Origin of the sequence: Amnibacterium flavum (assembly GCF_003097495.1) — a bacterium.
Classification (GTDB): domain Bacteria; phylum Actinomycetota; class Actinomycetes; order Actinomycetales; family Microbacteriaceae; genus Naasia; species Naasia flava.
Genome location: NZ_QEOP01000001.1, coordinates 1,454,729 through 1,478,202 on the forward strand (window position 1 = coordinate 1,454,729; position 23,474 = coordinate 1,478,202).

18 protein-coding genes are annotated in these 23,474 nt (G+C 68.9%); 12 read left to right on the forward strand and 6 right to left on the reverse strand.

Annotation, left to right across the window (positions count from 1 at the left end; genetic code table 11):
• Positions 1-233 precede the first annotated feature (233 nt).
• Positions 234-1,319 (forward strand): 30S ribosomal protein S2, encoded by a 1,086-nt coding sequence (rpsB, locus tag DDQ50_RS06760; RefSeq protein ID WP_116755865.1) that lies wholly within the window; start codon positions 234-236, stop codon positions 1,317-1,319.
• Between the two features lie 144 nt (positions 1,320-1,463).
• Positions 1,464-2,291, forward strand: a complete 828-nt coding sequence (gene tsf / locus DDQ50_RS06765; protein ID WP_116755866.1) for a translation elongation factor Ts — start codon at positions 1,464-1,466, stop codon at positions 2,289-2,291.
• 88 nt (positions 2,292-2,379) lie between these two features.
• Here tsf and DDQ50_RS06770 read toward each other — a convergent pair whose 3' ends face one another.
• Positions 2,380-3,132 (reverse strand): aminoglycoside 3'-phosphotransferase, encoded by a 753-nt coding sequence (locus tag DDQ50_RS06770; RefSeq protein ID WP_116755867.1) that lies wholly within the window; start codon positions 3,130-3,132, stop codon positions 2,380-2,382.
• A 237-nt stretch (positions 3,133-3,369) separates the two neighbouring features.
• Between DDQ50_RS06770 and pyrH the strand changes: the two genes are divergently transcribed.
• The 7 genes from pyrH to DDQ50_RS06805 all read left to right on the forward strand — a co-directional run bounded on the left by pyrH (position 3,370) and on the right by DDQ50_RS06805 (position 8,160).
• Complete coding sequence (gene pyrH, locus DDQ50_RS06775; RefSeq protein ID WP_116755868.1) at positions 3,370-4,086, forward strand: UMP kinase; 717 nt, start codon at positions 3,370-3,372, stop codon at positions 4,084-4,086.
• 77 nt (positions 4,087-4,163) lie between these two features.
• Complete coding sequence (gene frr, locus DDQ50_RS06780; RefSeq protein WP_116756150.1) at positions 4,164-4,718, forward strand: ribosome recycling factor; 555 nt, start codon at positions 4,164-4,166, stop codon at positions 4,716-4,718.
• A 5-nt stretch (positions 4,719-4,723) separates the two neighbouring features.
• On the forward strand, positions 4,724-5,695 hold the full coding sequence (locus DDQ50_RS06785; RefSeq protein ID WP_116755869.1) for a phosphatidate cytidylyltransferase: 972 nt from the start codon (positions 4,724-4,726) through the stop codon (positions 5,693-5,695).
• Positions 5,696-5,744: 49 nt separating this feature from the next.
• Positions 5,745-6,296 (forward strand): DivIVA domain-containing protein, encoded by a 552-nt coding sequence (locus DDQ50_RS06790; RefSeq protein ID WP_116756151.1) that lies wholly within the window; start codon positions 5,745-5,747, stop codon positions 6,294-6,296.
• A 182-nt stretch (positions 6,297-6,478) separates the two neighbouring features.
• Positions 6,479-7,072 (forward strand): aggregation-promoting factor C-terminal-like domain-containing protein, encoded by a 594-nt coding sequence (locus DDQ50_RS06795; RefSeq protein ID WP_240614257.1) that lies wholly within the window; start codon positions 6,479-6,481, stop codon positions 7,070-7,072.
• A gap of 47 nt (positions 7,073-7,119) precedes the next feature.
• Entirely contained in the window at positions 7,120-7,419 is a 300-nt protein-coding gene (locus DDQ50_RS06800) for a hypothetical protein (RefSeq protein ID WP_116755870.1), read from the forward strand.
• A 6-nt stretch (positions 7,420-7,425) separates the two neighbouring features.
• Complete coding sequence (locus DDQ50_RS06805) at positions 7,426-8,160, forward strand: alpha/beta hydrolase (RefSeq protein ID WP_116755871.1); 735 nt, start codon at positions 7,426-7,428, stop codon at positions 8,158-8,160.
• A 64-nt stretch (positions 8,161-8,224) separates the two neighbouring features.
• Here the strand turns inward: DDQ50_RS06805 and DDQ50_RS06810 are convergent, their stop codons facing one another.
• Positions 8,225-9,274, reverse strand: coding sequence for an AI-2E family transporter (locus tag DDQ50_RS06810; protein ID WP_116755872.1), 1,050 nt, complete (start codon positions 9,272-9,274; stop codon positions 8,225-8,227).
• Positions 9,275-9,291: 17 nt separating this feature from the next.
• Positions 9,292-11,028 carry a coiled-coil domain-containing protein gene (locus DDQ50_RS06815; RefSeq protein WP_116755873.1) on the reverse strand — a complete coding sequence of 579 codons (1,737 nt, stop codon included), beginning with the start codon at positions 11,026-11,028 and terminating at the stop codon, positions 9,292-9,294.
• Between the two features lie 349 nt (positions 11,029-11,377).
• On the opposite strand from DDQ50_RS06815, the gene DDQ50_RS06820 reads away from it, so the two are divergent.
• Together DDQ50_RS06820 and DDQ50_RS06825 are read left to right on the forward strand one after the other, a co-directional pair.
• Complete coding sequence (locus DDQ50_RS06820) at positions 11,378-13,198, forward strand: DUF8094 domain-containing protein (protein ID WP_116755874.1); 1,821 nt, start codon at positions 11,378-11,380, stop codon at positions 13,196-13,198.
• Between the two features lie 5 nt (positions 13,199-13,203).
• Positions 13,204-14,178 carry a tetratricopeptide repeat protein gene (locus DDQ50_RS06825; protein WP_116756153.1) on the forward strand — a complete coding sequence of 325 codons (975 nt, stop codon included), beginning with the start codon at positions 13,204-13,206 and terminating at the stop codon, positions 14,176-14,178.
• Positions 14,179-14,836: 658 nt separating this feature from the next.
• On the opposite strand, the gene glgB is transcribed toward DDQ50_RS06825, so the two are convergent.
• Positions 14,837-17,089: a 1,4-alpha-glucan branching protein GlgB gene (gene glgB / locus DDQ50_RS06830; protein ID WP_116755875.1), complete on the reverse strand. Its 2,253-nt coding sequence runs from the start codon at positions 17,087-17,089 to the stop codon at positions 14,837-14,839.
• 97 nt (positions 17,090-17,186) lie between these two features.
• Positions 17,187-19,346 (reverse strand): alpha-1,4-glucan--maltose-1-phosphate maltosyltransferase, encoded by a 2,160-nt coding sequence (locus tag DDQ50_RS06835; protein WP_165829726.1) that lies wholly within the window; start codon positions 19,344-19,346, stop codon positions 17,187-17,189.
• A 183-nt stretch (positions 19,347-19,529) separates the two neighbouring features.
• Between DDQ50_RS06835 and glgP the strand changes: the two genes are divergently transcribed.
• A complete protein-coding gene (glgP, locus tag DDQ50_RS06840; RefSeq protein WP_116755876.1) occupies positions 19,530-22,100 on the forward strand; it encodes an alpha-glucan family phosphorylase in 2,571 nt (856 codons plus the stop codon).
• 69 nt (positions 22,101-22,169) lie between these two features.
• Here glgP and DDQ50_RS06845 read toward each other — a convergent pair whose 3' ends face one another.
• Positions 22,170-23,471 carry a glycosyltransferase gene (locus tag DDQ50_RS06845; RefSeq protein ID WP_116756155.1) on the reverse strand — a complete coding sequence of 434 codons (1,302 nt, stop codon included), beginning with the start codon at positions 23,469-23,471 and terminating at the stop codon, positions 22,170-22,172.
• Between the last annotated feature and the right edge of the window lie 3 nt (positions 23,472-23,474).

Genomic DNA, 23,474 nt, shown 5'->3' on the forward strand with positions numbered 1-23,474 from the left:
GATCCGCGCGGGGTGGGGTAGTATTTGGTTCGCATCTCGAGCGATCGAGGTGACTTCGCGTGCCCGTCAGCGAGCCTCGCTCGCCGGTGCAGCATCCAGCGGTCCTTGGGACAACCAGGGCGGATGCGTGCCGGGCACCAGGATTCGCACGTCGTCCGACGTGCGATAACAACCGGATCGGCCGTCGCCGTGCGTTTCGCGTGCGCAGCGGCCGGAGAACAGGAGAGATGGCCATGGCCGTCGTCACCATCCGCCAGCTGCTCGACAGCGGCGTGCACTTCGGGCACCAGACCCGTCGGTGGAACCCGAAAGTCAAGCGCTTCATCCTCACGGAGCGCAGCGGAATCCACATCATCGACCTGCAGCAGTCGCTCGCCTACATCGACAAGGCGTACGACTTCGTCAAGGAGACCGTCGCCCACGGCGGCACGATCCTCTTCGTCGGTACCAAGAAGCAGGCCCAGGAAGCGATCGCCGAGCAGGCGAAGCGCGTCGGCCAGCCCTACGTCAACCAGCGTTGGCTCGGTGGCCTCCTCACCAACTTCCAGACCGTGCACAAGCGCCTCAACCGTCTGAAGGAGCTCGACCTCGTCGACTTCGACGACACGACTCGCGGCTACACGAAGAAGGAACTCCTCATCCAGCGTCGCGAGCGCGACAAGCTCGAGAAGACCCTCGGCGGTATCCGCAACCTGGCGAAGACCCCGTCGGCCATCTGGGTCATCGACAGCAAGCGCGAGCACCTCGCGGTCGACGAGGCCAAGAAGCTCGGCATCCCCGTCATCGGAATCCTCGACACCAACGCCGACCCCGACGAGCTCGCCTACCCGATCCCGGGCAACGACGACGCCATCCGGTCGGTCGCGCTGCTGACCCGCATCATCGCGGACGCGGCGGCCGAGGGCCTCATCCAGCGTCACCAGAAGCCCGAAGAGGGCCAGGCCGCCGAGCCCCTCGCCGAGTGGGAGCAGGAACTGCTCGCCTCGTCCGAGACCACCGCGGCCGTCGACGAGCAGATCGAGGTCGTTGACGGCGCTGTCGAGGGCGAGACCCCCGAAGCCGCTGCCGAGGACGTCGCCGCAACCGTCGCCGCCGAGGCCCCCGTCGAGGAGAACGACGCCGATGCTCAGGCATCGGCCGATCTCGCCGCCGAGGTCGACGAGTCGCTCGTCGTCGAGCACCGCCCCGAGACCGACGCCGAGATCGAGGCGAAGGAAGAGGCTTCGGCCACCGACGCCGAGAAGAAGCCCGCGACCAAGCGCAAGCCGTCCGCCGCCAAGGCGAAGGCCGAGAAGGAAGAGACCGCTTCCGCCGAATAAGGCCGGCAAGCATCTCCACCCGCGGCGGGGAGGATCCTCCCGGGTCCTCCCCGCCGGCTGGGTTCCACCGCGTCCATCCCGACGCGGTCGGCGGCCAGGCCGCCTCCATGACAGACAGATAGTCAGCAAAGAAGGAGTTGAAGCATGGCCAACGTGAGCCTGCAAGACGTCAAGGCGCTCCGCGAGCGTCTCGGCACCGGAATGGTCGACACCAAGAACGCACTCGTCGAAGCCGATGGCGACATCGAGAAGGCCGTCGAGATCCTGCGTCTCAAGGGTGCCAAGGGCAACGCGAAGCGCGCCGACCGCTCGACCAGCGAGGGCCTCGTGGCCGCCGTCGAGAGCGCGACCGCCGTCACCCTGATCGAGCTCGCCTGCGAGACCGACTTCGTCGCCAAGAACGAGCGCTTCATCGCCCTCGGCGAGAAGGTCCTCCAGGCCGTCGCCGACTCGGGCGCCGAGACCGTCGACGCCGCCCTCGCGGCCGGCTTCGAGGGCAAGACCGTCGCCGAGCTCATCGACGACGACGCTGCGATCATCGGCGAGAAGGTCGAGCTCCGTCAGGTCGCTCGCATCGCCGGCGAGAAGTTCGCCGTCTACCTGCACAAGACCAACCAGGATCTGCCCGCGCAGATCGGTGTCGTCGTCTCCTACACGGGTGACGACGCGGACACCGCTCGCAGCATCGCGCAGCACATCTCGTTCGCCGCCCCGATCTACCTCGACAAGGACGAGGTCCCCGAGGCCGAGGTCGAGAACGAGCGTCGCATCGTCGAGGAGATCAGCCGCAACGAGGGCAAGCCCGAGGCCGCTCTCCCGAAGATCGTCGAGGGTCGTCTCGGCGCGTTCTTCAAGCAGGTCGCACTGCTCGAGCAGGACTACGCGCGCGACAACAAGCTGTCGGTCAAGAAGGTCCTGGCCGACGCCGGTCTGACCGTGACGGGCTTCGCCCGCTTCAAGGTCGGCGCCTGATCGTTCGTCTCATCGGAACGCCCTCACTCCTCACAGGAGTGGGGGCGTTCTGCTGTTCCGGGATGCCGGCGCACGCGTGATCCGTGGATCAGGTCGCGTCCCAGAGGCGGCGGTAGAAGTGGATGCGCGCCGGATCGGGTTCGATGCCGTACGCGTCGAGCATCAGGTCGTCCCATCCCGGGCCGTAGTTCCACTCAAGACTCCAGCTCGCCACCGCGAGGTCGGCCCAGCGGTCGGCGACGCCGAGGCTGCCCAGATCGACGTGGGCCGTGAACCGTCCGTCCTCGTCGAGCAGGGTGTTCGGGGCGCACGCGTCCCCGTGGCAGACGACAGGGTGATCGTCGGGCGGGGGCGCCTCAAGCAGTGACTCGGGAACGTGGATGCCCTTCGCGGCGGCTCGCCTGACCCTCGATTCGATCGACCAGTCGAACGGGCACGCCTCGACCGGGAGTCGGTCGTGCAGTGCCCGGAGGCCTTCGCCGATCGCGCGCACTGCCGGTGCCGGGTCCGCTATCCAGCGCTCGGCGACCGCGCTCGTTCCCGCGACAGCGCGAGTCACGAGCCACTGGAATTCGTCGTCGCGCCCCGAGTCGAGCACCTCGGGAACCGGGGTGAAGCTCCGTGCCCATCCGAGTCGCCGGGCTTCGTCGGCGAGATCGACATCGTCTCCGGTGGCGGCCACTTTCACGAACACGTGGTGGAGGCCTGCGCGCCCCGCGATCTCGAAGGTGATGCCGTCGAGGTTGTTGCGCCAGACAGCCTCGACGTCGCGCCCTGCTGCGAGGTCGAGGACGACCGCCGGGATCGCCACAGGCCCGCGTGGGCGCCCTGCGATCTCCATCCCTCGATCGTGGCATGTCCTCTCGGTTCGGTTCACGGATCAGGAGATCGGCGCTGATCAGGACGGTTTCCGCACGGATCAGGACCGATCCGGGAAGTCTCCTGATCCGCGCAACGCCTCCTGATCCGCGCAGCTGCGTGCGCGCTCGCCCGGAACGCCCGTCCCTGGGAGGACTGGTCGGGAGGGTCGGGGGCGCCGAGCTAAAGTAAGGGGGGCCACGGGAAGGATCCGTTCACGATGACGACATCAGCCAGACGACGCGTGCTCCTGAAACTCTCAGGCGAAGCGTTCGGCAACGGGGCGCTCGGGGTCGATCCCGAAGTGATCATGGGACTTGCGCGCGAGATCGCCGAGGCGGCGAAGACCGCCGAGATCGCGATCGTCGTCGGCGGCGGCAACTTCTTCCGCGGCGCGCAGCTGCAGCAGGAGGGCATGGAGCGCGGCCGGGCCGACTACATGGGCATGCTCGGCACCGTCATGAACGCGCTCGCACTGCAGGACTTCCTCGAGCAGGCCGGCGTCGAGACGCGCGTGCAGTCCGCGATCGCGATGACGCAGATCGCCGAGCCGTACATCCCGCGCCGCGCCATCCGGCACCTCGAGAAGGGCCGCGTCGTCATCTTCGGCGCCGGCGCCGGGCTGCCGTACTTCTCCACCGACACCGTCTCCGCTCAGCGGGCGCTCGAGATCCGCGCCGACGTGGTGCTCGTGGCCAAGAACGGCGTCGATGGCGTGTACTCGGCCGACCCCCGCGTCGACCCCGACGCCGTGAAGCTCGACCGCGTGACCTACATCGACGCCCTGCAGAAGGGCCTCAAGGTCGTCGACTCGACCGCGTTCAGCCTGTGCATGGACAACGGCATGGACATGGTCGTGTTCGGCATCGACGGTCCCGGCAACGTGACCCACGCCATCCTGGGCGACCAGGAGATCGGCACCCTCGTCACCGCATGAGGCTCGGGGTGCGAACACCCCGGGACGACAACGACGCCTCTCCTAGGATGGAGGGGTTCACCACCGAAGGAGTCACCGTGATCGCGGATGTGCTGTCCGAAGCAACCGACCGCATGAAGAAGGCCGTCGAGGTCGCGAAAGACGACTTCTCGACGGTGCGCACCGGTCGTGCGAACCCCGTCCTGTTCCAGCGCATCATGGTCGACTACTACGGTTCGCCGACCCCGCTCGCACAGCTGGCGTCGCTCAACAACCCCGAGGCCCGCACCCTCATCATCACGCCGTACGACAAGACGGCGCTGAAGGAGATCGAGAAGGCGATCGTGAGCACGCCGAACCTCGGCGCGAACCCCTCCAACGACGGCAACATCATCCGCGTCACGCTCCCCGAGCTCACCGAGGAACGTCGCCGCGAGTTCGTCAAGATCGTGCGCGGCAAGGGCGAGGACGCCAAGGTCTCGGTCCGCAACATCCGTCGCCGGGCGAAGGACGACCTCGAGGCTCTCAAGGGCGAGGTCAGCGACGACGAGGTCACTCGCGGCGAGAAGGAGCTCGAGTCGATCACCAAGACGCACGTCGACGCGATCGACGAGGCTCTGAAGCGCAAAGAGACCGAACTCCTCGAGGTGTAGCCGACGTGGCCGACCCCGACCGCCCCACGCGGTGGCACGCTCCGCGCAACCGAGCGGAGTTCCAGGCTCAGCTCGATTCGGGCAAGTCGGAGTTCGAGGCTCAGATCCGCGACGCCCGCAAGCAATTCGAGGACGCCCAGGAGCGCATCAACGCGCGCACCGGGCGCAACCTGCTCTTCGCCATCGTCTTCGGACTGATCCTCGGGCTGAGCATGCTGTTCAGCCTCATCCTGGTCAAACAGCTCTTCCTCATCGTCGCCGCGTTCCTCATCACCTTCGCCGTCCTCGAGCTGACGGCGGCTCTGCGTCACGCGGGACGCGAGGTGCCGCGCATCCCGAGCGTGCTGGTCAGCGTGGCGACCCTGCCGATCGCCTACTTCCTCCCGCCGGGCGGCCAGTGGTGGGCGATCGCCGGAGCGATCGTCGTCGTGACCCTCTGGCGCCTCGCCGAGCACATCCCTCCGTCCGGGCGGCGCCCGTGGGAGGAGGTGCGGAAGGACCTCGGAGCCGGCATCTTCGTTCAGCTCTACGTCACATTCCTCGGCGGCTTCTCCGTCGTGCTCGCATCGCAGGACCGCGGGCAGTGGTGGACTCTCGCCTTCCTCATCATCGTGATCTCGGTCGATGTCGGCGCCTACGCGAGCGGTCTCTCCTTCGGCAAGCACCCGATGGCGCCCCGGATCAGCCCCAAGAAGACGTGGGAGGGGTTCGCCGGGTCAGCGGTGGCGGCCGTCATCGCCGGCATCCTGCTCTCGGTCCTCATGCTGCAGATGCCGTGGTGGTTCGGCATCATCTTCGGCCTCGTCATGGTGGGCACCGCCACGATCGGCGACCTCACCGAGAGTCTCATCAAGCGGGACCTCGGCATCAAGGACATCAGCTCCTGGCTGCCGGGTCACGGCGGGTTCCTCGACCGGCTTGACTCGGTGCTGCCGTCCGCGTCGGCCGCCTTCGCGCTCTACCTGATCTTCACCTGAGCCGAAGGTCGCCCGTCCTCCTCGCCCTCGATGGGTGAGAATGGGACGCATGGGGACGACTTTTCCGCGCACCGCGCGGTCGCGTCAGGGGTACCGCGTGGCCGAGGTGGAGCAGTTCCTCGAGGATGCGCGACAGGCCTACGACCGTCCGCCCGGTGACCTGGGCGGTCTCGACGCCGAGACCATCCGGCACACGGCGTTCGGCATGGAGCGAGGCGGCTACTCGACGGCTCACGTCGATGCCGCTCTCGAGCGCCTCGAAGACGCCTTCGCGATCCGCGAACGCGAGATCGCCTATCGCACCGTCGGCGACAAGGCCTGGTTCGGTCAGGCCCGTGAGACGGCGCAGGAGATCCTGGCACGTCTCGCCCGCCCCGACAATCGGCGTTTCGCCCGGGTCGGCGGGCTCAGCGAGGGCTACAACCGACGCGACGTCGACCGTTTCTGCGCGCGCCTGCGCCGGTATTTCCGCGAGGGCGAGGTCGTCGGCATCGACGAGGTCCGCTCCGTCGCCTTCCGCGCCCAACGCGGCGGGTACCGCGAGCAGCAGGTCGATCTGCTCCTCGACAGCGTCGTCGACGTGATGCTCGCAGTGCGCTGAGATCCGCTCCCGGCGGGTCCGAGAAGGCGGTTGACACGTCCCGTGGAGCCCGCCTCCCAGGTGAGTTCCCAATGCTTTGCTACCCTTGACGGATCGTGGGTAGGCATACAGGCCGTTCGCTGGCCGTTCCAGCGGGGCAAGAAGTGGGAGTCGCACCGGTGACTCGTCCTTCGGCGACCCCGATGCAGCGCAGCAGATTCCGCGGCAACCTCGCTCTCTCGCTCTTCGGATTCCTCGCCGCGTTCGCGTTCATCCTCGTCAACGTGACCGATCCGTACGCCGGCGCCGTGGCGTCGCCGTACTATCACGCGTCCGGCGCCGAGATCGAGCCGCAGATCCTCGCCTCCGCCGATGCGTACGAGGTCTCGGCGATCACGCGCGACGACTTCACCGTGACGGAGAAGCCCAAGGTCGTCGAGGTCGCGCCTGCCGCGTCGGCATCCTGGGCTCCGCCCGCCGCCGCCGTGCCCGACCCGGGATCCGCGCAGGCGATCGCCGCCGAGAAGGTCGCAGCTCGTGGCTGGGGCACCGGAGAGTTCGACTGCCTCGTCGCACTCTGGAACAAGGAGTCGGGCTGGCGCGTCAACGCCTACAACGCCTCGAGCGGTGCCTACGGCATCCCGCAAGCACTTCCCGGCAACAAGATGGCCTCCGCGGGTGCCGACTGGGAGACCAGCGCATCCACTCAGATCGACTGGGGACTCGGGTACATCACCGGACGCTACGGCACCCCCTGCGGCGCCTGGCAGTCCTCGGTCGACCGCGGCTGGTACTGACCCGCCTCGCCTCTCGGCCTTCGAGCGGCTCGGAAGAGAATACGGTCATGCCACGAAGCAACCGCCCCCGGGGCAGAGCCGCCCGGGCTGATGACGTCGCCGACCTCGACCTGTCCCGCGCGATCGCAGGATGGCGTCGTACGGAGACCCGACGCGGTGCCTCCTGGAACGTGCAGCCGGTGGCGGCCAGCAAGTCGACGAAGGTCTATGTCTGCCCGGGTTGCGGCAACGAGATCGAAGCCGGTGCTGCGCACCTCGTCGTGTGGCGGGCGGACGGCGTCCTCGGCGACGCCAACGACCTCGAGGCTCGCCGGCACTGGCATTCCCACTGCTGGAAGGTGGCCTGACCCCCGATGAGCATCGAGATCCGCGGCGGAGTCGAACTGCCCGCCACACGCGAACCCATCGAGTTGGTCACGGCCGACGGGCTGACCCTCGTCGGCGAGTTGGCCACCCCGGTCGACCGCGACCCGGTGGCGACGCTGGTGACCCTCCATCCGCTCCCGACAGCCGGCGGGTTCATGGATTCGCACCTGCTGCGCAAGGCCGCGGGCCGGCTGCCCGCTCTCGCCGACCTGGCCGTGCTGCGGTTCAATACGCGCGGCACCGCTTCGCCGCGTGGCCGGAGCGAAGGCGAGTTCGACGGCGGAGTGGCTGAACGGGCCGACCTCGCCGCCGCGATGTCATTCATCGACGAACGCGGCCTGCCGCACCCGTGGCTCGTCGGCTGGTCGTTCGGCACGGAGCTCGCGCTCAAGTACGGGCTCGACCACATCCTCGACGGCGTCATCCTGCTCTCACCGCCTCTGCACCGCACGAGCGAGGCCGAGGTGGCCGCATGGGCCGCAGCGGAGATCCCGGTGGTCGCTCTCGTGCCGGAGCACGACGAGTTCCTGAAGCCCGACGAGGCGCGCGTCAGATTCGCGGCCGCGCCGAACATCGAGGTCATCGGCGTCGACGGAGCGAAGCACCTCTGGGTCGGGGAGAACTACACACGGGTGGTTCTCGACGAGATCGTGCGCCGGGTCAACCCCGACGCACTGCCCCTGCCGACCGAATGGGACGACGAGCGACCAGCCGTCCCGTAACAGGATCGAGCTGCCGCAAGCGTCAGACGCTACTCGACCCGGATCGAGGTCGAGCTGCGCTCGTTCACAATTCGTTCTGGCGGGGGAGCACGACCTGCTTGACGATCAGCAGGACCGCCGCCGCGACGGGGATCGCGATGAGCGCCCCGAGGATGCCGAGGAGAGTGCCGCCGGTCAGAGCGGCGATCACGACGATGACTCCCGGCACCTTCACCGCGCGGTTCATGATGTTCGGGCTGAGGACGTACGCCTCGAGCTGCATGTACACGAGGTAGTAGATGCCTGCTGTGATCCAGGTGCCGGGGGAGTCGGGCAGGAGAAGGATCTGGCCGAGAACGATCAGCACCGAACCGCTGATCGTTCCGACGAGCGGGATCAGCGAGGCCAGGAACGCGATGAACGCGAAGACGGCCGGCAGCTGGGCGCCGATGATGCTGAGGAAGATGAAGCTGAGCACGCCGTTGCAGAGGGCGAGGGCGGCCTGCCCGATCACGTATCGGCCGACGGAGCTGCTGATCTGCTCGGCGAGGTCGGCGAATTTCGCCCGCTTGGTCGCCGGGACGAGCTGGTACAGGGCGCGCTTGAAGCTGTCGAGCGACGCGGTGAAGTAGAGGGTGAGGATCAGCACGATGATCGCGCCGAACACCCCGTTGACCACCACCAGCCCGGCGGCGAGCACGCCGCCGCTGATCGTGTCGAGGTTGTCCTGGATGTACTTGACGACCTGATCGGCGACATCCTGGACATTGATGGACGAGCCCACGAACGACTGCACGTTGTTCAGGAAGTCGGTCCAGGTGATGCTCGAGGTGTAGTCGACCACCTCGTTGACCAGCTTGCTCGCCTGCTGCACGATCGTCGGCACGATCAGGTAGAAGATCCCGACGAAGGCGCCCAGGGCGACGACGACCGTGACGAGGAGTGCCGCCCAGCGGGGCAACTTGCGCCGCTCGAGGAACGACACGATCGGGTCGAGGCCGAGCGCCAGGAAGATCGCGGCACCCACGTAGGTGATGATCGTGGCGAGCTGCCCGACCATCGCTCCGATGGCGAGCGCCACGAGGACGCCGAGTCCGGCCAGGAGCCCCAGTCGGAACGGGTTCTGAATCTTCATCTAGTGGGTCCGGCCCGTCAGTCGTCGGAGGGGCGCGCGGCCGCGGCGACCTTGTCCGCCTGCTGCAGCACACCCTTGAGGTTCTCGAAGTATGCCGCAACACCGTCGCGTTCGAGCTTGATCTGGGCCAGACGCTCCTCCGCGTCCTCGATGAGGGCCCGAGCGCGCTCGTCCGCATCCTTGACGATCTCGCGGGCGCGGTCCTCGGCCTCGTGGATGCGGGTCGCGGCGGCCTCGTCGGCCTCCTCCCGCTTGAGACGGCTGTCACGCTCGGCGGCGATCTCGAGCGTGTCCGCTTCGAGTCGCTTGTCGGCTGCCCGGCGCACGGCTTCGGACAGCTGCGCGTTGGCTTCGTCGAGGTACTTCTGCGTCTGGGAGACGGCCTCCTGATGACGGGCCAGGTACTCCTGCTCGGCCTCGTCGCGGCGGGCACCGAGCTCGACCTCGAGGTCGAGTCGGGACTGCTCGATCTCGCGAGCGTGCACGGCGCGTCCGTCGGCGATCTCGTCCGCCAGCGCGGCCCGGGCGTCTGCCGCCTCGCGCTCGAACTCGGTGCGGACACGATCGATCTCGGCGGCCAGGGCTGCGCGGGCGTCGGCGGCCTCGGCGGCGACGGCCGCGAGGGTCTGCTGGGTCTCGGCGAGGCGTGCGGCCCGTGCGGCCGCGGCCTCGGCGGCGAGCTCGGCACGGGTCGCCTCGACCTCGGCCGCCGCCGTCGCGCGCTCGTGGGTGACCTCTCGGTCGACGGCGGCTCGGGCCGCCTCGACCTCGGCTGTGATCGCGGCGCGCTCGTCGGCGATCTCTCGCTCGAGCGCGGCTCGGGCAGCCTCGACCTCCGCGGCGACCGTCGCCCGCAGGTCGGCCACCTCGCGCTCGATCGCGGCGCGTGCGGCCTCGGCTTCACGGGCGAGGTCGGCGCGCGTGGTCGTGACGTCGCGCTCCAGATCGGAGCGGGCGGTGTCCACCTCGTGGGCCAGATCGGCACGGGTGGTCTCGACCTCGCGCTCCAGGGCGGCGCGCGTCTCGGTGACATCGCGGATGAGCCCGGTGCGGTTCTCCTCGAGCTCGCGTTCGAGGGCGGCGCGCGCGGACTCGGTCTCGCGGGCGAGGCGGGCGGCCTCGTCGCGCGCGACGGCGGTCTCGCGGTCGGCGACGGCGCGGAGCTCGGTCGCCTCGCGCTCCGCTGTGGCGCGGACGGCTGCGGCCTCGCGTTTGGCGGTGCCGCGGACCTCGGCGGCCTCCGTGGCGACGGCTCCGCGGATGGCTGCGGCCTCGCGGGAGGCGTCCTGCACCATGTGCTCGGCGTTCTCCTCCGCGCGGGCCGTCATGTCGTCGGCTTCGGCGCGGGCGGACTCGAGCGTCGAAACGGCGCGCGAGCGCGCCTCGCTGATCGTGCGCTCCGCGAGGTCGGCGGTGTTCGCCTTCAGCCGGTCGATCTCGCCCTGAACCGAGGCGCGGAGTCGTTCGGCGTCGATGTCGGCCTGGGCGATCAGACGGGTGGACTGCTCCTCGGCGACGCGCAGGGTGTTCTCGAGCTTGTGTCCGAGGCCCGAGTAGGTGGGGCTTCCCACCTCGTCGAGCTCGGCGTCGAGCTCGGCGATGCGTGCGCTCAGACGCTTGATCTCCTTGCTCGCCTCGGCGCGCTCGGTGTTCGCCTTGATCAGGTCGCGGCGCAGATCGACAATCGCCTTGTCGACCTCTTCGCGGTTGTAGCCGCGCATCGCCTGGCTGAAATTCGCTTCGTCGGTGGCCACGTTCACTCCTGCTGTAGATCGCCTCTGTCGCCGGCGGCTGTGGACTTGCCCCGTTGACGTGAGGCCCCTGCTGTCGATCGCCTCGGCCGGGCGCGGGGCCCGTCAGAGCCGGTCTCAGCATAGACCGGCGACCTCTCGCGGAGCCGGTGCGGCGGACCCCGTGCCGCGTTCACTCAGAGAGAACTCGGGGTCCTCGCTCAGCGCCGCTCCCGTAGTGTTGAGTGATTTTGTCCGCAGCGCACCGTGTCCTCACGGCATGGTGCGCCTCGAACGTGCCGCCCGAACCGCCTCCTACGATGAGCGAAGGCACGCACGACACGTGCCCGCAGCGCGGAAGGAGTTGTCCACCATGCGCTTCGTATTCGCCATCGTCGCCTTCGTCGTCGCGGCGGGGATGATCACCCTCGGCATCGCTCAGAGGACCGTCCTGGCCCCCGAGCCCCGAGTCGCGTCGGAGATCCAGACCCAGACGGACGCCGCATACACCGTCATCGACGGTCCCGTCCTCAATACCTACACCGGACAGCAGCGCCTCGTGGCGAGCGGCTCCGACACCGTGTTCGCCGCCTACGCCCGCACCACGGACGTCGACGCATGGCTCGGCAGCGAGCCGTTCAACCGCATCGGCTACGACGCCGAGACGGGCGAGCTGACGTCGACCCTCGTCGAGGCCGCGCCCGCCGACGGCACCGACGCGAGCGGCAGCGCGACGGACGGCGGAACCGCGGCGGTCACCGGTCCGCCTCCCGCCCCGTCCGGATCCGACCTCTGGCTCGAGGAGACGAGCGCCGAGTCGACTCTTCGCTGGACCGTCAACGTCCCCGACGACATCTCGATCATCCTCGCGAGCGACGGCACCGCTCCCGCACCCGCAGACATCACCGTCAGCTGGCCCGTCGTCTACTCGACGCCGTGGGCGGGGCCGCTCGTGATCGGCGGGGGGATCCTCCTCCTCGTCGGACTGGGGCTCTACATCTGGGGTCTCATCCACATGCGGCGCACCCGCGGGCCGCGACGCAAGAACCAGCCGAAGATGCCGAAGGTCCCGCAGCCTCCCCGCATCAAGGCTCCACGAGGCCGTGCGCTCGAGCCGACCACCACGGCCAAGGGTCGACGCTCCGTGCGCCGCACCTTCGCCGCCCTGGCTCTCGTGGGTGCCGGAACCCTCGTGCTCTCGGGCTGCGCGACCGACGAGGTCTCCGAGTACTTCGGCGACGCGCCGGCACCGACCCCGTCCGCGTCGGCCTCCGCCCAGGTCGACGCCGAGATCACTCCCGTCGCCGTCACGCAGTCGCAGGTCGAGCGCATCGTCAGCACCGTGTCAGCCGTGGCGACCGAGGCCGACGAGTCGCGCAACGCCGACCTGCTGAAGACTCGCTTCACCGGTCCCGCCCTGCAGGTCCGCGAGGCGAACTACGCGATCCGCGGGGCGGACGGGAGTGTGCCCGCGCCTGACGCGATTCCGGCCTCGCCGCTCAGCCTCGATCTCCCCGAGGCGACGGAGACCTGGCCCCGCCGTGTCCTCGCCGTCGTCGGCGACGGAGCCGACACGACTCCGCCGACTGTGCTGGTGCTCGTGCAGCAGACCCCGCGGGACAACTACATGGTCACCTACGCGATGCGTCTGCAGGCCGACACCGAGTTCCCGGCTGTCGCCCCGCCGACGGTCGGAGCGCCCGTCGTCGCGCCCGACAACCGTCTGCTCTCGATCCAGCCCGACCTGCTCGGTCCGGAGTTCGCCGACCTGCTCCTCAAGGGGCAGGAGAGCGAGTTCTATTCGGTGTTCGCCGAGAAGCCCGACGGACTGCGCACGCAGGTCGGCGTCGACTACAAGAACGCCAAGAAGGCCGCCTTCCCGAGCACGGCGACCATCGAGTTCTCCAACGCTCCCGGCACGGGGCCCGTCATCGCGTTCGCGAGCAACGAATCCGGTGCGATCGTCGCCACCGACATCATCGACCGCGAGACGGCACGGCCCGTCGAAGAGGGCGCGACGATCGATCCCACGGGTCAGGTCAAGGCCCTCTCGGGCATCACGTCCACCGAGAAGGGCGTCGAATCGTCCTACGGATACCAGCTCCTCTTCTACGTGCCCCCGAGCACCGACGAGACGAGCCAGGTCGTCCTCCTCGGATACGCTCAGGGTCTGATCTCTGTTAGGGAGTTGTGAGTCACGTGAGCACACCCATGCCGCCGATCGGAAACCTTCGCGGGGGCATCGACCTCTCCCCGCTCCTGAACCGGGGCAGTGGGCCGGCCGGTGCACCTGCCGCACCGGGATCGCCCGCTCCGGCAGGCGCCCCCGCCGCGGGCGCCATCCCCGTACCGGGGCTCGTGCTGCAGGGCACCGATGCGAACTTCACCCAGGTGCTCGACCTGTCGCGCAGCATCCCCATCGTCGTCGACCTCTACGCCGACTGGAGCGAGCCGAGCAAGGCGCTGTCGCCGCTCCTCGAGCAACTGGTCACCGAGTACGGCGGCAGGCTGCTGCTCGTCACGATCGATGTGGACGCGAACCCGCAGCTCGCGCAGGCGTTCCAGGCGGAGTCCGTGCCGACGGTCGCCGCGGTGATCGGTGGTCGACCCGTCTCGCTGTTCGCGGGTGCGCTCCCCGACGATCAGGTCCGTCAGGTCTTCGACCAGCTGCTCGTGCTGGCCGGCCAGAACGGTGTCACCGGGACCGCAGCGGTCGCGGGTGCTCCCGACGGCGCTGAGGTCGAGCCTGTCGAGGAGCCGCTGCCGCCGCACCACGCGGAGGCCTACGCCGCCATCGAGCGGGAGGACTACGACGCGGCGATCGCGGAGTACAAGCTGGCCATCGCCCAGAACCCGTCTGACTCGCTCGCCGTCGCCGGTCTCGCTCAGGTCGGGCTGATCGCCCGCCTGCGGGGCAAGACGCTCGACGGGGTGCGCACGGCCGCGGCCGAGAACCCCTCCGACCTCGACGCCCAGATGGATGTCGCCGACGTCGACGTCTCGGGCGGTCATCTCGATGACGCCTTCGGTCGCCTGCTGGCGATCTTCCCGACGCTCGACCAGGCGGGCAAGGATCGGGTTCGGACCCGGCTGCTCGATTACTTCGAGATCGCCGGCCCCGAGGATCCACGGGTCGGTCCGGCGCGGCGGGCTCTCACCAACCTGCTCTATTGAGCCATCCCGTACCACCCGGCGAATGCGCCGGGTGAGGCCGGGACGCCGGGCGATCCCCTGACGTCGATTCCCTGACGTCGATCGACCGGCGGAATCGGGCTGTCCGCGGGCGGTCCCGGCTCGGTCGCGCGGGACGGCTGAGGACGTTCATCCACGGGTGCCCGCGCGGCGATCGCCGTCGGGGAGGGGTGTTCCGCTGGTCGGGGCGAGATGCGGGCGCCGAGCTGGGGGAGGCTCGATGGGGGGAGTGCGCCGGCAAGATCTCGTGGGTGGGGGGGGGACTCCCCGACCAGCGGAAGCGGGTTCGACCGGTCGCTCGCGCGACGGGCCGGAAGCAGGTGGGTGCTGCGCGATGCGCGCGGTCAGACGGGCGCGAAGACGAGGAGTCCGTAGGCAGCGGCTCCTGTGGTCGGAGCGCTCGCAGAACGGCGATCGAGCATGGGTGGGCTCTTTCGGGTAAGACCCGTCACACGGCGGAACAGCTGCGCGTGGCGACGGAGGTGGGGGTGGACCATGGACCGGGTGAGTCCTGGCGCCGATCGAAGGCGATGAGTCGTCGGGTGAACGAACCTGTCGATCGGTATCTACAAACTACCGCCCCGGTCGCACGCCCGACAAGGAGGTCGAGCCCATCCGGATCCCCCTAAAACAGGGGGTATCAGGCGGGAAGGGCCGGCGTTGCGGCGTCGGAGGCTGCGGCGGGCTTGAAGTAGAGGATGCCGAGCGGGGGCAGCGTGAGCTCGACCGACGCCGGCTGCCCGTGGTGGGGTGTCGACGTCGCGGTGACCTGCCCGAAGTTCCCGACTCCTGAGCCGCCGTACTCGAGCGCATCGGAGTTGAGCAGCTCGAGCCAGACGCCTTCGTGCGGCATGCCGACGCGGTAGTTGCCCACCGGTCGCCCACCGAAGTTGACGATGGCGACGATCGGCGCGCCCGTCGAGTCCTTGCGGATGAAGGCCACGACGTTGTTCGCCGAGTCGCTGCCGTCGATCCACTCGAACCCGCCGCCGTCGCCGTCCAGCTCCCAGAGGGGCGGGTTGTCGCGGTATACGCGGTTCAGTTGGGCGACGAAGTCGAACAGGCCGCGATGGGCGGGCTGCTCGAGGATCCACCAGTCGAGACCCCGCTCCTCGCTCCACTCGGAGGGCTGCCCGAACTCCTGTCCCATGAACAGCAGCTGCTTGCCGGGGTGAGCCCACTGGAAACCGAGGAACGCGCGGACATTGGCGAGCTGCTGCCAGTGGTCGCCCGGCATCTTGCCGAGGAGTGACCCCTTCCCGTGCACGACCTCGTCGTGGCTGATGGGGAGGAGGAAGTGCTCGGACATCGCATAGACGAACGAGAAGGTGATCTCGTTGTGGTGGTACGACCGGTTCATCGGGTCCTCATGCATGTAGCGGAGACCGTCGTTCATCCAGCCCATGTTCCACTTGAGCCCGAAGCCGAGCCCTCCCGCGCTGGTCGGGGCGGTGACGCCGGCCCAGCTGGTGGACTCCTCGGCGATCATCGCGATGCCAGGGAAGAGGCGGTAGGCGGTGGCGTTGACCTCCTGCAGGAAGCTGATCGCCTCGAGGTTCTCGCGGCCGCCCTGAGCGTTGGGCAGCCACTCGCCCTCGGCACGCGAGTAGTCGAGGTACAGCATGGAGGCGACGGCGTCGACGCGCAGACCATCGACGTGGAACTGCTCCAGCCAGTACAGCGCGTTGGCCACGAGGAAGTTGCGGACGTGCGATTCCCCGAAGTCGAAGATCAGCGTGCCCCAGTCCTGCTGCTCGCCGCGTCGGGGGTCGGTGTGCTCGTAGAGCGGCTGACCGTCGAACTGGGCGAGGGCGAAGGCGTCCTTCGGGAAGTGCGCGGGAACCCAGTCGACGATGACGCCGATCCCGGCCTGGTGGAGCCGGTCGATCAGGTAGCGGAGGTCGTCGGGGCTGCCGAAGCGCGAGGTCGGGGCGTAGTAGCCGGAGACCTGGTAGCCCCACGAGCCGCCGAACGGGTGCTCGGCGAGCGGAAGGAACTCGACATGGGTGTAGCCCAGCTCGTGGATGTAGTCGATCAGCTGGTCGGCCATGTCCCGGTAGCTGAGACCCGGGCGCCACGAACCCATGTGCATCTCGTAGACGCTCATCGGCCGTCGGGCGGCGTCGCGGCCGACACGGTCGGTCATCCACGATTCGTCGCCCCACAGGTAGGTGCTCTCGGTGACGACGGAAGCGGTGGCGGGCGGGACCTCGGTGTGCTGCGCCATCGGGTCGGCCTTCTCGATCCACCTGCCGTCGGCGGTCAGGATCTCGTACTTGTAGGAAGTGCCGGGCTCGACGCCGGGCACGAACAGCTCCCACACCCCGTTGCCGTCGAGGCGGCGCATCGAGTGCATGACGCCGTCCCAGCCGTTGAAGTCGCCGATCACACGCACGGCTCGCGCGTGAGGCGCCCACACCGCGAACGCGGTGCCCGTGCCGTTCTGCGCGACGCCCATGTGCTGGCGGTGGTGCGCGCCGAGCATGTCCCAGAGACGCTCGTGCCGCCCCTCGCCGAACAGGAAGAGGTCGACCTCTCCCACGGTGGGCAGGTAGCGGTACGGGTCGTCGACGGTCCACTCGGTTCCGTCGGGGTACCGCGCTTCGAGCACGTAGTCGTGGAAGCCGATGAGGCTGGTGCCCTGCCAGACGCCGTGGGCGACGTGCGAGAGCTCGATGCGGGCGCCCGTCGAGAGGATCGCGGCGACCGAGTCGGCGAGCGGGCGCAGCGCCCGGATGACGATGATCGGATCCGCGACCTGGTCGATCGTGACGGCGTGGTGGCCGAGGACCGAGTGCGGACCGGAATGCGTGCCGGCCGCGATCTGGGCGAGGGTCGCGTCGTCGGGCGTGGGCAGCGTGAGAGGTGCTCGACCGCCGGTCACTCGGGCCATGAGCTGCCTTTCGGGTAGTGGACGCCGCCGGTGGTGGACGGGTCGCAGATATCGGAGGTGGTGCGGGCCACCGTATCGAGGTGGGGGAGGACGCCGATCACAGGAACTGTTCGGGAGTCCGCGGACTCACGTGGAGGATGTGAGCGGGCTCGATGAACGGGTCGAGCCGCACGTAGTTGGACGAGCCCCAGGTCCACACGGCGTCGGAGATGAGATCCCGCGCCTCGAAACTCGTCGCGTCTCCCAGGCCGAGGGCGGCGAGGTCGAGGTGCACGGTGGTCTCGCGGACCGAATGCGGATCGAGGTTGGCGACGACGATGATCGTGTCGCTCGCCCCGCTCGCCGTGAACCGGCCCTCGATCGTCTTGCTGAACACCAGGATCTCCGGGTCCTCCGACCAGTGGATCGTGATGTTGCGCAGCTGCCCGAGCGCGGGATGCTCGCGCCGGATCGTGTTGAGGCGCGTCATGTAAGGAGCGAGGGACAGCCCGAGCTGCTGGGCCTTCGCCCAGTCACGCGGCTTGTACTCGTACTTCTCGTTGTCGATGTTCTCCTCGGACCCGGGCCGTGCCACGTCTTCGAGAAGCTCGTAGCCGGAGTAGACGCCCCAGGTGGGAACGGCGGTCGCGGCGAGGGCGGCGCGCACCTTGTACGCGGCCCGCCCTCCGAACTGGAGGTACGGGGTCAGGATGTCGTGGGTGTTGACGAAGAAGTTGGGCCGCAGGTAGTCGGCCGTCTCGGTGGCGAGCTCGACGAGGTACTCCTCGAGCTCCTCCTTGGTGTTGCGCCAGGTGAAGTAGGTGTAGCTCTGCTGGAAGCCGACCTGGGCGAGACCGCGCATCATGGCCGGCTTGGTGAACGCCTCCGACAGGAAGATGACCTCGGGGTGCTCGGTGTTGATGTCGTGCAGCAGTCGTTCCCAGAACGCGAGGGGCTTCGTGTGCGGATTGTCGACGCGGAAGATGTGGACGCCGAGCGAGATCCAGTGACGGAAGACCCGCAGCATCTCGACGTAGACGCCCTCGGGGTCGTTGTCGAAGTTGAGCGGGTAGATGTCCTGGTACTTCTTGGGCGGGTTCTCGGCGTAGGCGATGCTGCCGTCGGGCAGCGTCGTGAAGAACTCGGGGTGCTCGGTGACCCAGGGGTGATCCGGCGACGCCTGGAGGGCGATGTCGAGTGCGATCTCAAGACCCGTCCTCTCGGCCGTCTCGAGGAAGAACCTGAAGTCCTCCTCGGTTCCGAGATCGGGGTGGATCGCGTCGTGTCCGCCCTCGGCGGCGCCGATGCCGTACGGCGATCCCGGGTCGTTCGGGCCCGCCGTGAGGGTGTTGTTGGGGCCCTTGCGGTTGGTCTTGCCGATGGGGTGCACCGGCGGGATGTAGACGACATCGAAGCCCATGGCGGCGATGTGGGGCAGGCGGCGGGCGGCGCTGCGGAAGCTGCCGGACTGCCACGACCCGTCGGGCCGCTGACGGGCGCCCTCGGAGCGCGGGAAGAACTCGTACCAGGATCCGCGACCGGCGCGTTCGCGCTCCACCCGCAGTGTGCGCTCGGGGGAGTAGGTGATGAGGCTGGCGATAGGCGCCTTGTCGATGATCGCCCGCACCCGCGAGTCCTCAGCGACCCGCATCCTCGCCTCGAGCGACAACCCGGTGTCGAGGAGGGCCTTCGCTCCGTCGGCGAGGGTGCGCCTGTCGGCGTCCGGTCGCTTCTCGGCCGCCGCGCGGGTCAGGAGCGCGGCACCGAGGGCGAACATGACCTCGACATCGACGCCTGCGGCGATCTTCACCTCGGCGTTGTGCAGCCAGGTTCCGAAGTCGTCGGACCACGCCTTGACGCGCCAGGTGTGGGCTCCCTCGCTCGTGACCAGAGCCTCGGCCGTCCAGCGGTCGGTGCCCGCGGTCGTCAGGCGCATGCGGTGCTCCGTGGTCACCCCGGCGGGGTCGGTCAGCACGAGATCGGCGCCGAGCAGATCGTGTCCTTCGCGGAAGACGGTGGCCGAGAACGGTACGACCTCTCCGACGAACGCCTTGGCGGGCCAGAGGTTGTCGGGCTGCTGAGGTGAGAGCCGGACGATCGGGATGCGGCCGATCACCGTCTGGTAGCCGGCGGGGGAGTCCGGGATGGGTTTGTCGATGTTCGCGCGCGAGACAGTCGACCTCGGCACGTTCACCCGTCGGGACGAGGTGCTCGTCTTCGAGACGGCTGCCGACTGTGTGGGCGCCGCAGCGTTATTGGCGTTCTGTGGAGTGGCCACCGACCCAGACTAACGCGGCGCCCTTGACGCCTACCTAGTGAAGTCCTGGGTGTCTTCCGGGCGGCGGCGGTGAGCGGTCTTATCGCGCGCTGGTTTCACGCTGTGGGGAGCGGGCCGGAGTTAACCGATCGGCAATGCACGCGTCCTAATGTTGGGTGCACTCGGTCAAACGGAGGACGACGCATGAAAGCCATCCGCAGATTCACAGTTCGCACGGTGTTGCCCGAGTCGCTCGCCGCGCTCGACGAACTCGCGGGCAACCTGCGATGGTCGTGGCACGAGCCCACCCGCGAACTCTTCGACTACATCGACTCGGAGCTCTGGGAGAAGACCAACGACCCCGTCTCCCTCCTCGGGGCGGTGAATCCCGAGCGCATCGACGCGCTCGCGGCGGACGAGTCGTTCGTCCGGCGCGCTGGCCAGCTCCGCGACGATCTGCGCCGGTACGTGAGCGAGCCGCGCTGGTATCAGAGCGTCACCGACGCCCCGTCGTCGATCGCCTACTTCTCTCCGGAGTTCGGGATCGCAGCAGCCCTTCCCCAGTACTCGGGGGGCCTCGGCATCCTCGCGGGCGATCACCTGAAGAGCGCATCCGACCTCGGTGTGCCGCTGCTCGGCGTCGGCCTGTTCTACCGGTCCGGGTACTTCAAGCAGTCCATCTCCGCGGACGGCTGGCAGCAGGAGGCGTACCCGGTGCTCGATCCCGACGGGCTGCCCCTGTCGGTCCTCCGCGGTGCGGACGGGGCGCCCGTGCAGGTCGCCCTCGCCCTGCCGACCGGCACGCTCTTCGCGCGGATCTGGCAGGCCGACGTCGGGCGTGTGAAGCTGCTGCTCCTCGACACCGACATCCCCGAGAACGAGGAGGCGCTCCGCAGCGTCACCGACCGCCTCTACGGAGGCGGCGGCGAGCACCGCCTGCTGCAGGAGCTGCTGCTCGGCATCGGCGGCGTCCGTGCGATCAAGGCGTACGTGGAGCTGACCGGCACCCGCTTCCCGAAGGTGTTCCACACGAACGAGGGGCACGCCGGCTTTCTCGGCCTCGAGAGGATCAGCGACCTGGTCGCCGGCCACGGCCTCTCGTTCGACGAGGCGCTGCAGGTGGTGCGCGCGGGAACCGTGTTCACGACCCACACCCCGGTGCCCGCCGGCATCGACCGCTTCGAGTCGACACTCGTCGACACCTACTTCTCCACCGATCTCCTGCCCGGGGTCGACGCACCCGACGTGCTCGCGCTCGGCGCCGAGGACTATCCCGGCGGCAACCCGGCCGTGTTCAACATGGCGGTCATGGGGCTCCGACTGTCCCAGCACGCGAACGGCGTCTCCAAGCTGCACGGCTCGGTGAGCCGCGGCATGTTCGGCGGGCTCTGGCCGGGATTCGACAACGCCGACGTCCCGATCACCTCGGTGACCAACGGGGTGCACACGCCCACCTGGACCGACCCCATCCTGCAGCGCCTCGCGGCGGACAAGCTCGGCACCTACGACACCTCCCGCGCCGACTGGTCGTCGAAGTCGGTCACCGACGCCGAGCTCTGGGATGTCCGCCGAGACATGCGCCAGCAGCTCGTCGAGGACGCTCGTCGCCGCATCCGCAGCTCCTGGAAGAGTCAGAACCCCGGTTCGGTCGTTCCGACGTGGGTCGACGAGGTCCTCGACCCCGAGGTGCTCACCATCGGCTTCGCGCGGCGCGTCCCGACCTACAAGCGGCTCACCCTGATGCTCCACGACGAGGATCGTCTGCGCGCGATCCTCACCTCGAAGAAGCGTCCGGTCCAGCTCGTCATCGCCGGCAAATCGCACCCCGCCGACGACGAGGGCAAGCGGCTCATCCAGAAGCTCGTCCAGTTCACGCAGGACCCCTCCGTGCGCGGACGGATCGTGTTCCTCCCCAACTACGACATCGCCATGGCCCAGGTGCTGTACCCGGGCACCGACGTCTGGCTCAACAACCCGCTGCGACCGCTCGAGGCGTGCGGCACGTCCGGCATGAAGGCGGCGCTGAACGGCGCGCTCAACCTGTCGATCCTCGACGGCTGGTGGGACGAGTTCTACGACGGCGAGAACGGGTGGGCGATCCCGTCCTCCGACGCGGCGGGGGACGCCGACGAGCGCGACGCCCTCGAGGCGAACGCCCTGTACGACCTCATCGAGCATCAGGTCGCGCCCCGGTTCTACGACCGTGACAAGGACGGCGTCCCCAAGCGCTGGTTGAAGTCGATCCGGCACACGCTGTCGACCCTGTCGCCTGCGCTGTCGGCTGATCGCATGGTCAAGCAGTACGTCGAGAACCTGTACACACCGGCCGGCCGGGCCGCGTCGGTCATCGCCGAGGACGACTACGCCGCAGGGCGCGAGCTCGCCGCGTGGAAGCGGCACGTCGACGGCGCGTGGAACGGGGTGCACGTCCTGCACGTCGAATCGGGCGGCCTCGCCGCCGTCCCCCGCATCGGCGACGAGCTGCACGTCCGGGCCCAGGTGCAGCTCGGGGGACTCAGCGTCGACGACGTCAGCGTCGAGGTCGTCTACGGGCGCAGCCTCGAGGGCGACACCCTCACCGGCACGATGCTCGTCGAGCTCGTTCCGCTCTCCGAGGACGGCGGCGACGCCCACGCCGCCGACGGGTCGATCACCTTCGCGGGCACCGTGACGCTCACGAGCCCCGGTTCGTTCGGCTACAACGTGCGCGTCGTGCCCAAGAACCCGTACCTCTCGAGTCCCGCGGAACTGGGCCTCATCGCGGTCGCCCAGTAGCCGAACCGCCCACTTCGGGCAGTGTTCCTCGCAGAACACCGCCCGAAGCGGGCGACCCGGAGTCTCGGATCAGACCTCCGGGACCGGTTCGCGGTCGAGGATGGGGCGCGGGACGCGGGCGAAGAGGCGGTCGAACACGTTGCGGCGGTCGAACTGCAGGGCGTACTCGCGCGCCGCGACCGCCTGCCGTTCGCGTTCCATCCGCGTGGTGCGCAGGATGGCCCGGTCGAGGGCGGCACCGATCGCGGCGGCGTCCTCGGCGGGCACCATGATCGCGTGCTCGCCGACCGCCTCGCCGATCCCGCCCGTCGGGACGGTGATGATCGGTCCTCCGCCCGCGAGCATCTTCTCGGCGAGCGCGATTCCGAAGGTCTCGACGAACTCGGGCCTCGGCTTGCTGGGGAGCGCGAACGCGGCGCAGCCGGCCATCAGGTAGGGCTTCTCGGCGTCGCCGACATCGGTCAGGAAATGGATCCGATGAGCGAGCGGCGACTCCTCGGCCCGCGCCCGGAATGCCTCCTCCTGGGGACCGCGGCCCGCGATGACGAGCTGGACGCCATCGTCGAGGTGGCTCAGTTCGAAGCCGGCGATGAGATCGTCGACGCCTTTCGCCGCGGCTAGACGGGACAGGAACAGCACGTAGCCGTCGCGCTCGAGTCCCCGCGAGGCCAGCACCTCCTCGATCCGCGCGTCGTCGAGGTCGAGATACGGGTCCGAATCGATCGCCGGGTAGGAGATCGCGATGCGGGCACGGCACTGCTCGGCGAACCGGGTGCCGTGACGCGCGTCGATCTGCTCCGCCTCGGCGACGATCAGGTCGCGCGTGTACTCGGAGACGGCGACGCAGACATCCTGAGACAGGTAGCTGGAGAGGATGTGCGCGGCGGCACCGAGCCGGCCTTCCTCCACCGCCGTGCGGACGACGTTCGTCACGTCGGAGCCGACAGCCTCCGCGACGGTCGTCACATCGACGGGGAGTCCGGTGCCCCACGCCGCGCGCAGCGCGTCCGACACCGCGAGGGTGTGCGGGCTGAGGTAGAGCGACAGGGCGACGGTCGGCACGCCGTCGGTGAAGAGCTCGATCAGGCGGCCGGTGATCCCGGCGACGTAACGGCCGTCGGGCACCTTGTAGTCGCCGACCGGCGCGGGCCGTTCGACGGTGATCCCGGGGCTGTAGGGGAGGACGGCGTCGAGCGGCTTGAGCGGCAGTCCGGCCGCCTGGAGTCGCTCGATCGGCCAGGTGACGATGCGCACGTCGGTGAAGCCGCGTTCCAGCGCCGTCTCGGCCAGATTGCGGGCCTCCACGGAATGGCCGCAGATCACCGGATCGGCTCTGACGACGATGACGAGTCGACGGTCTGTCTCGCTCATGGG

What these genes read in the sequence shown, in the direction of transcription:
- DDQ50_RS06790 (WP_116756151.1), top strand. Translation starts at nt 5,745, where the DNA reads ATGGGGACGACTTTTCCGCGCACCGCGCGGTCGCGTCAGGGGTACCGC.
- glgB (WP_116755875.1), bottom strand. Translation starts at nt 17,089, where the DNA reads ATGGCCCGAGTGACCGGCGGTCGAGCACCTCTCACGCTGCCCACGCCC.
- DDQ50_RS06800 (WP_116755870.1), top strand. Translation starts at nt 7,120, where the DNA reads ATGCCACGAAGCAACCGCCCCCGGGGCAGAGCCGCCCGGGCTGATGAC.
- DDQ50_RS06845 (WP_116756155.1), bottom strand. Translation starts at nt 23,471, where the DNA reads ATGAGCGAGACAGACCGTCGACTCGTCATCGTCGTCAGAGCCGATCCG.
- DDQ50_RS06805 (WP_116755871.1), top strand. Translation starts at nt 7,426, where the DNA reads ATGAGCATCGAGATCCGCGGCGGAGTCGAACTGCCCGCCACACGCGAA.
- glgP (WP_116755876.1), top strand. Translation starts at nt 19,530, where the DNA reads ATGAAAGCCATCCGCAGATTCACAGTTCGCACGGTGTTGCCCGAGTCG.
- rpsB (WP_116755865.1), top strand. Translation starts at nt 234, where the DNA reads ATGGCCGTCGTCACCATCCGCCAGCTGCTCGACAGCGGCGTGCACTTC.
- pyrH (WP_116755868.1), top strand. Translation starts at nt 3,370, where the DNA reads ATGACGACATCAGCCAGACGACGCGTGCTCCTGAAACTCTCAGGCGAA.
- DDQ50_RS06810 (WP_116755872.1), bottom strand. Translation starts at nt 9,274, where the DNA reads ATGAAGATTCAGAACCCGTTCCGACTGGGGCTCCTGGCCGGACTCGGC.
- DDQ50_RS06770 (WP_116755867.1), bottom strand. Translation starts at nt 3,132, where the DNA reads ATGGAGATCGCAGGGCGCCCACGCGGGCCTGTGGCGATCCCGGCGGTC.
- DDQ50_RS06795 (WP_240614257.1), top strand. Translation starts at nt 6,479, where the DNA reads ATGCAGCGCAGCAGATTCCGCGGCAACCTCGCTCTCTCGCTCTTCGGA.
- tsf (WP_116755866.1), top strand. Translation starts at nt 1,464, where the DNA reads ATGGCCAACGTGAGCCTGCAAGACGTCAAGGCGCTCCGCGAGCGTCTC.
- DDQ50_RS06820 (WP_116755874.1), top strand. Translation starts at nt 11,378, where the DNA reads ATGCGCTTCGTATTCGCCATCGTCGCCTTCGTCGTCGCGGCGGGGATG.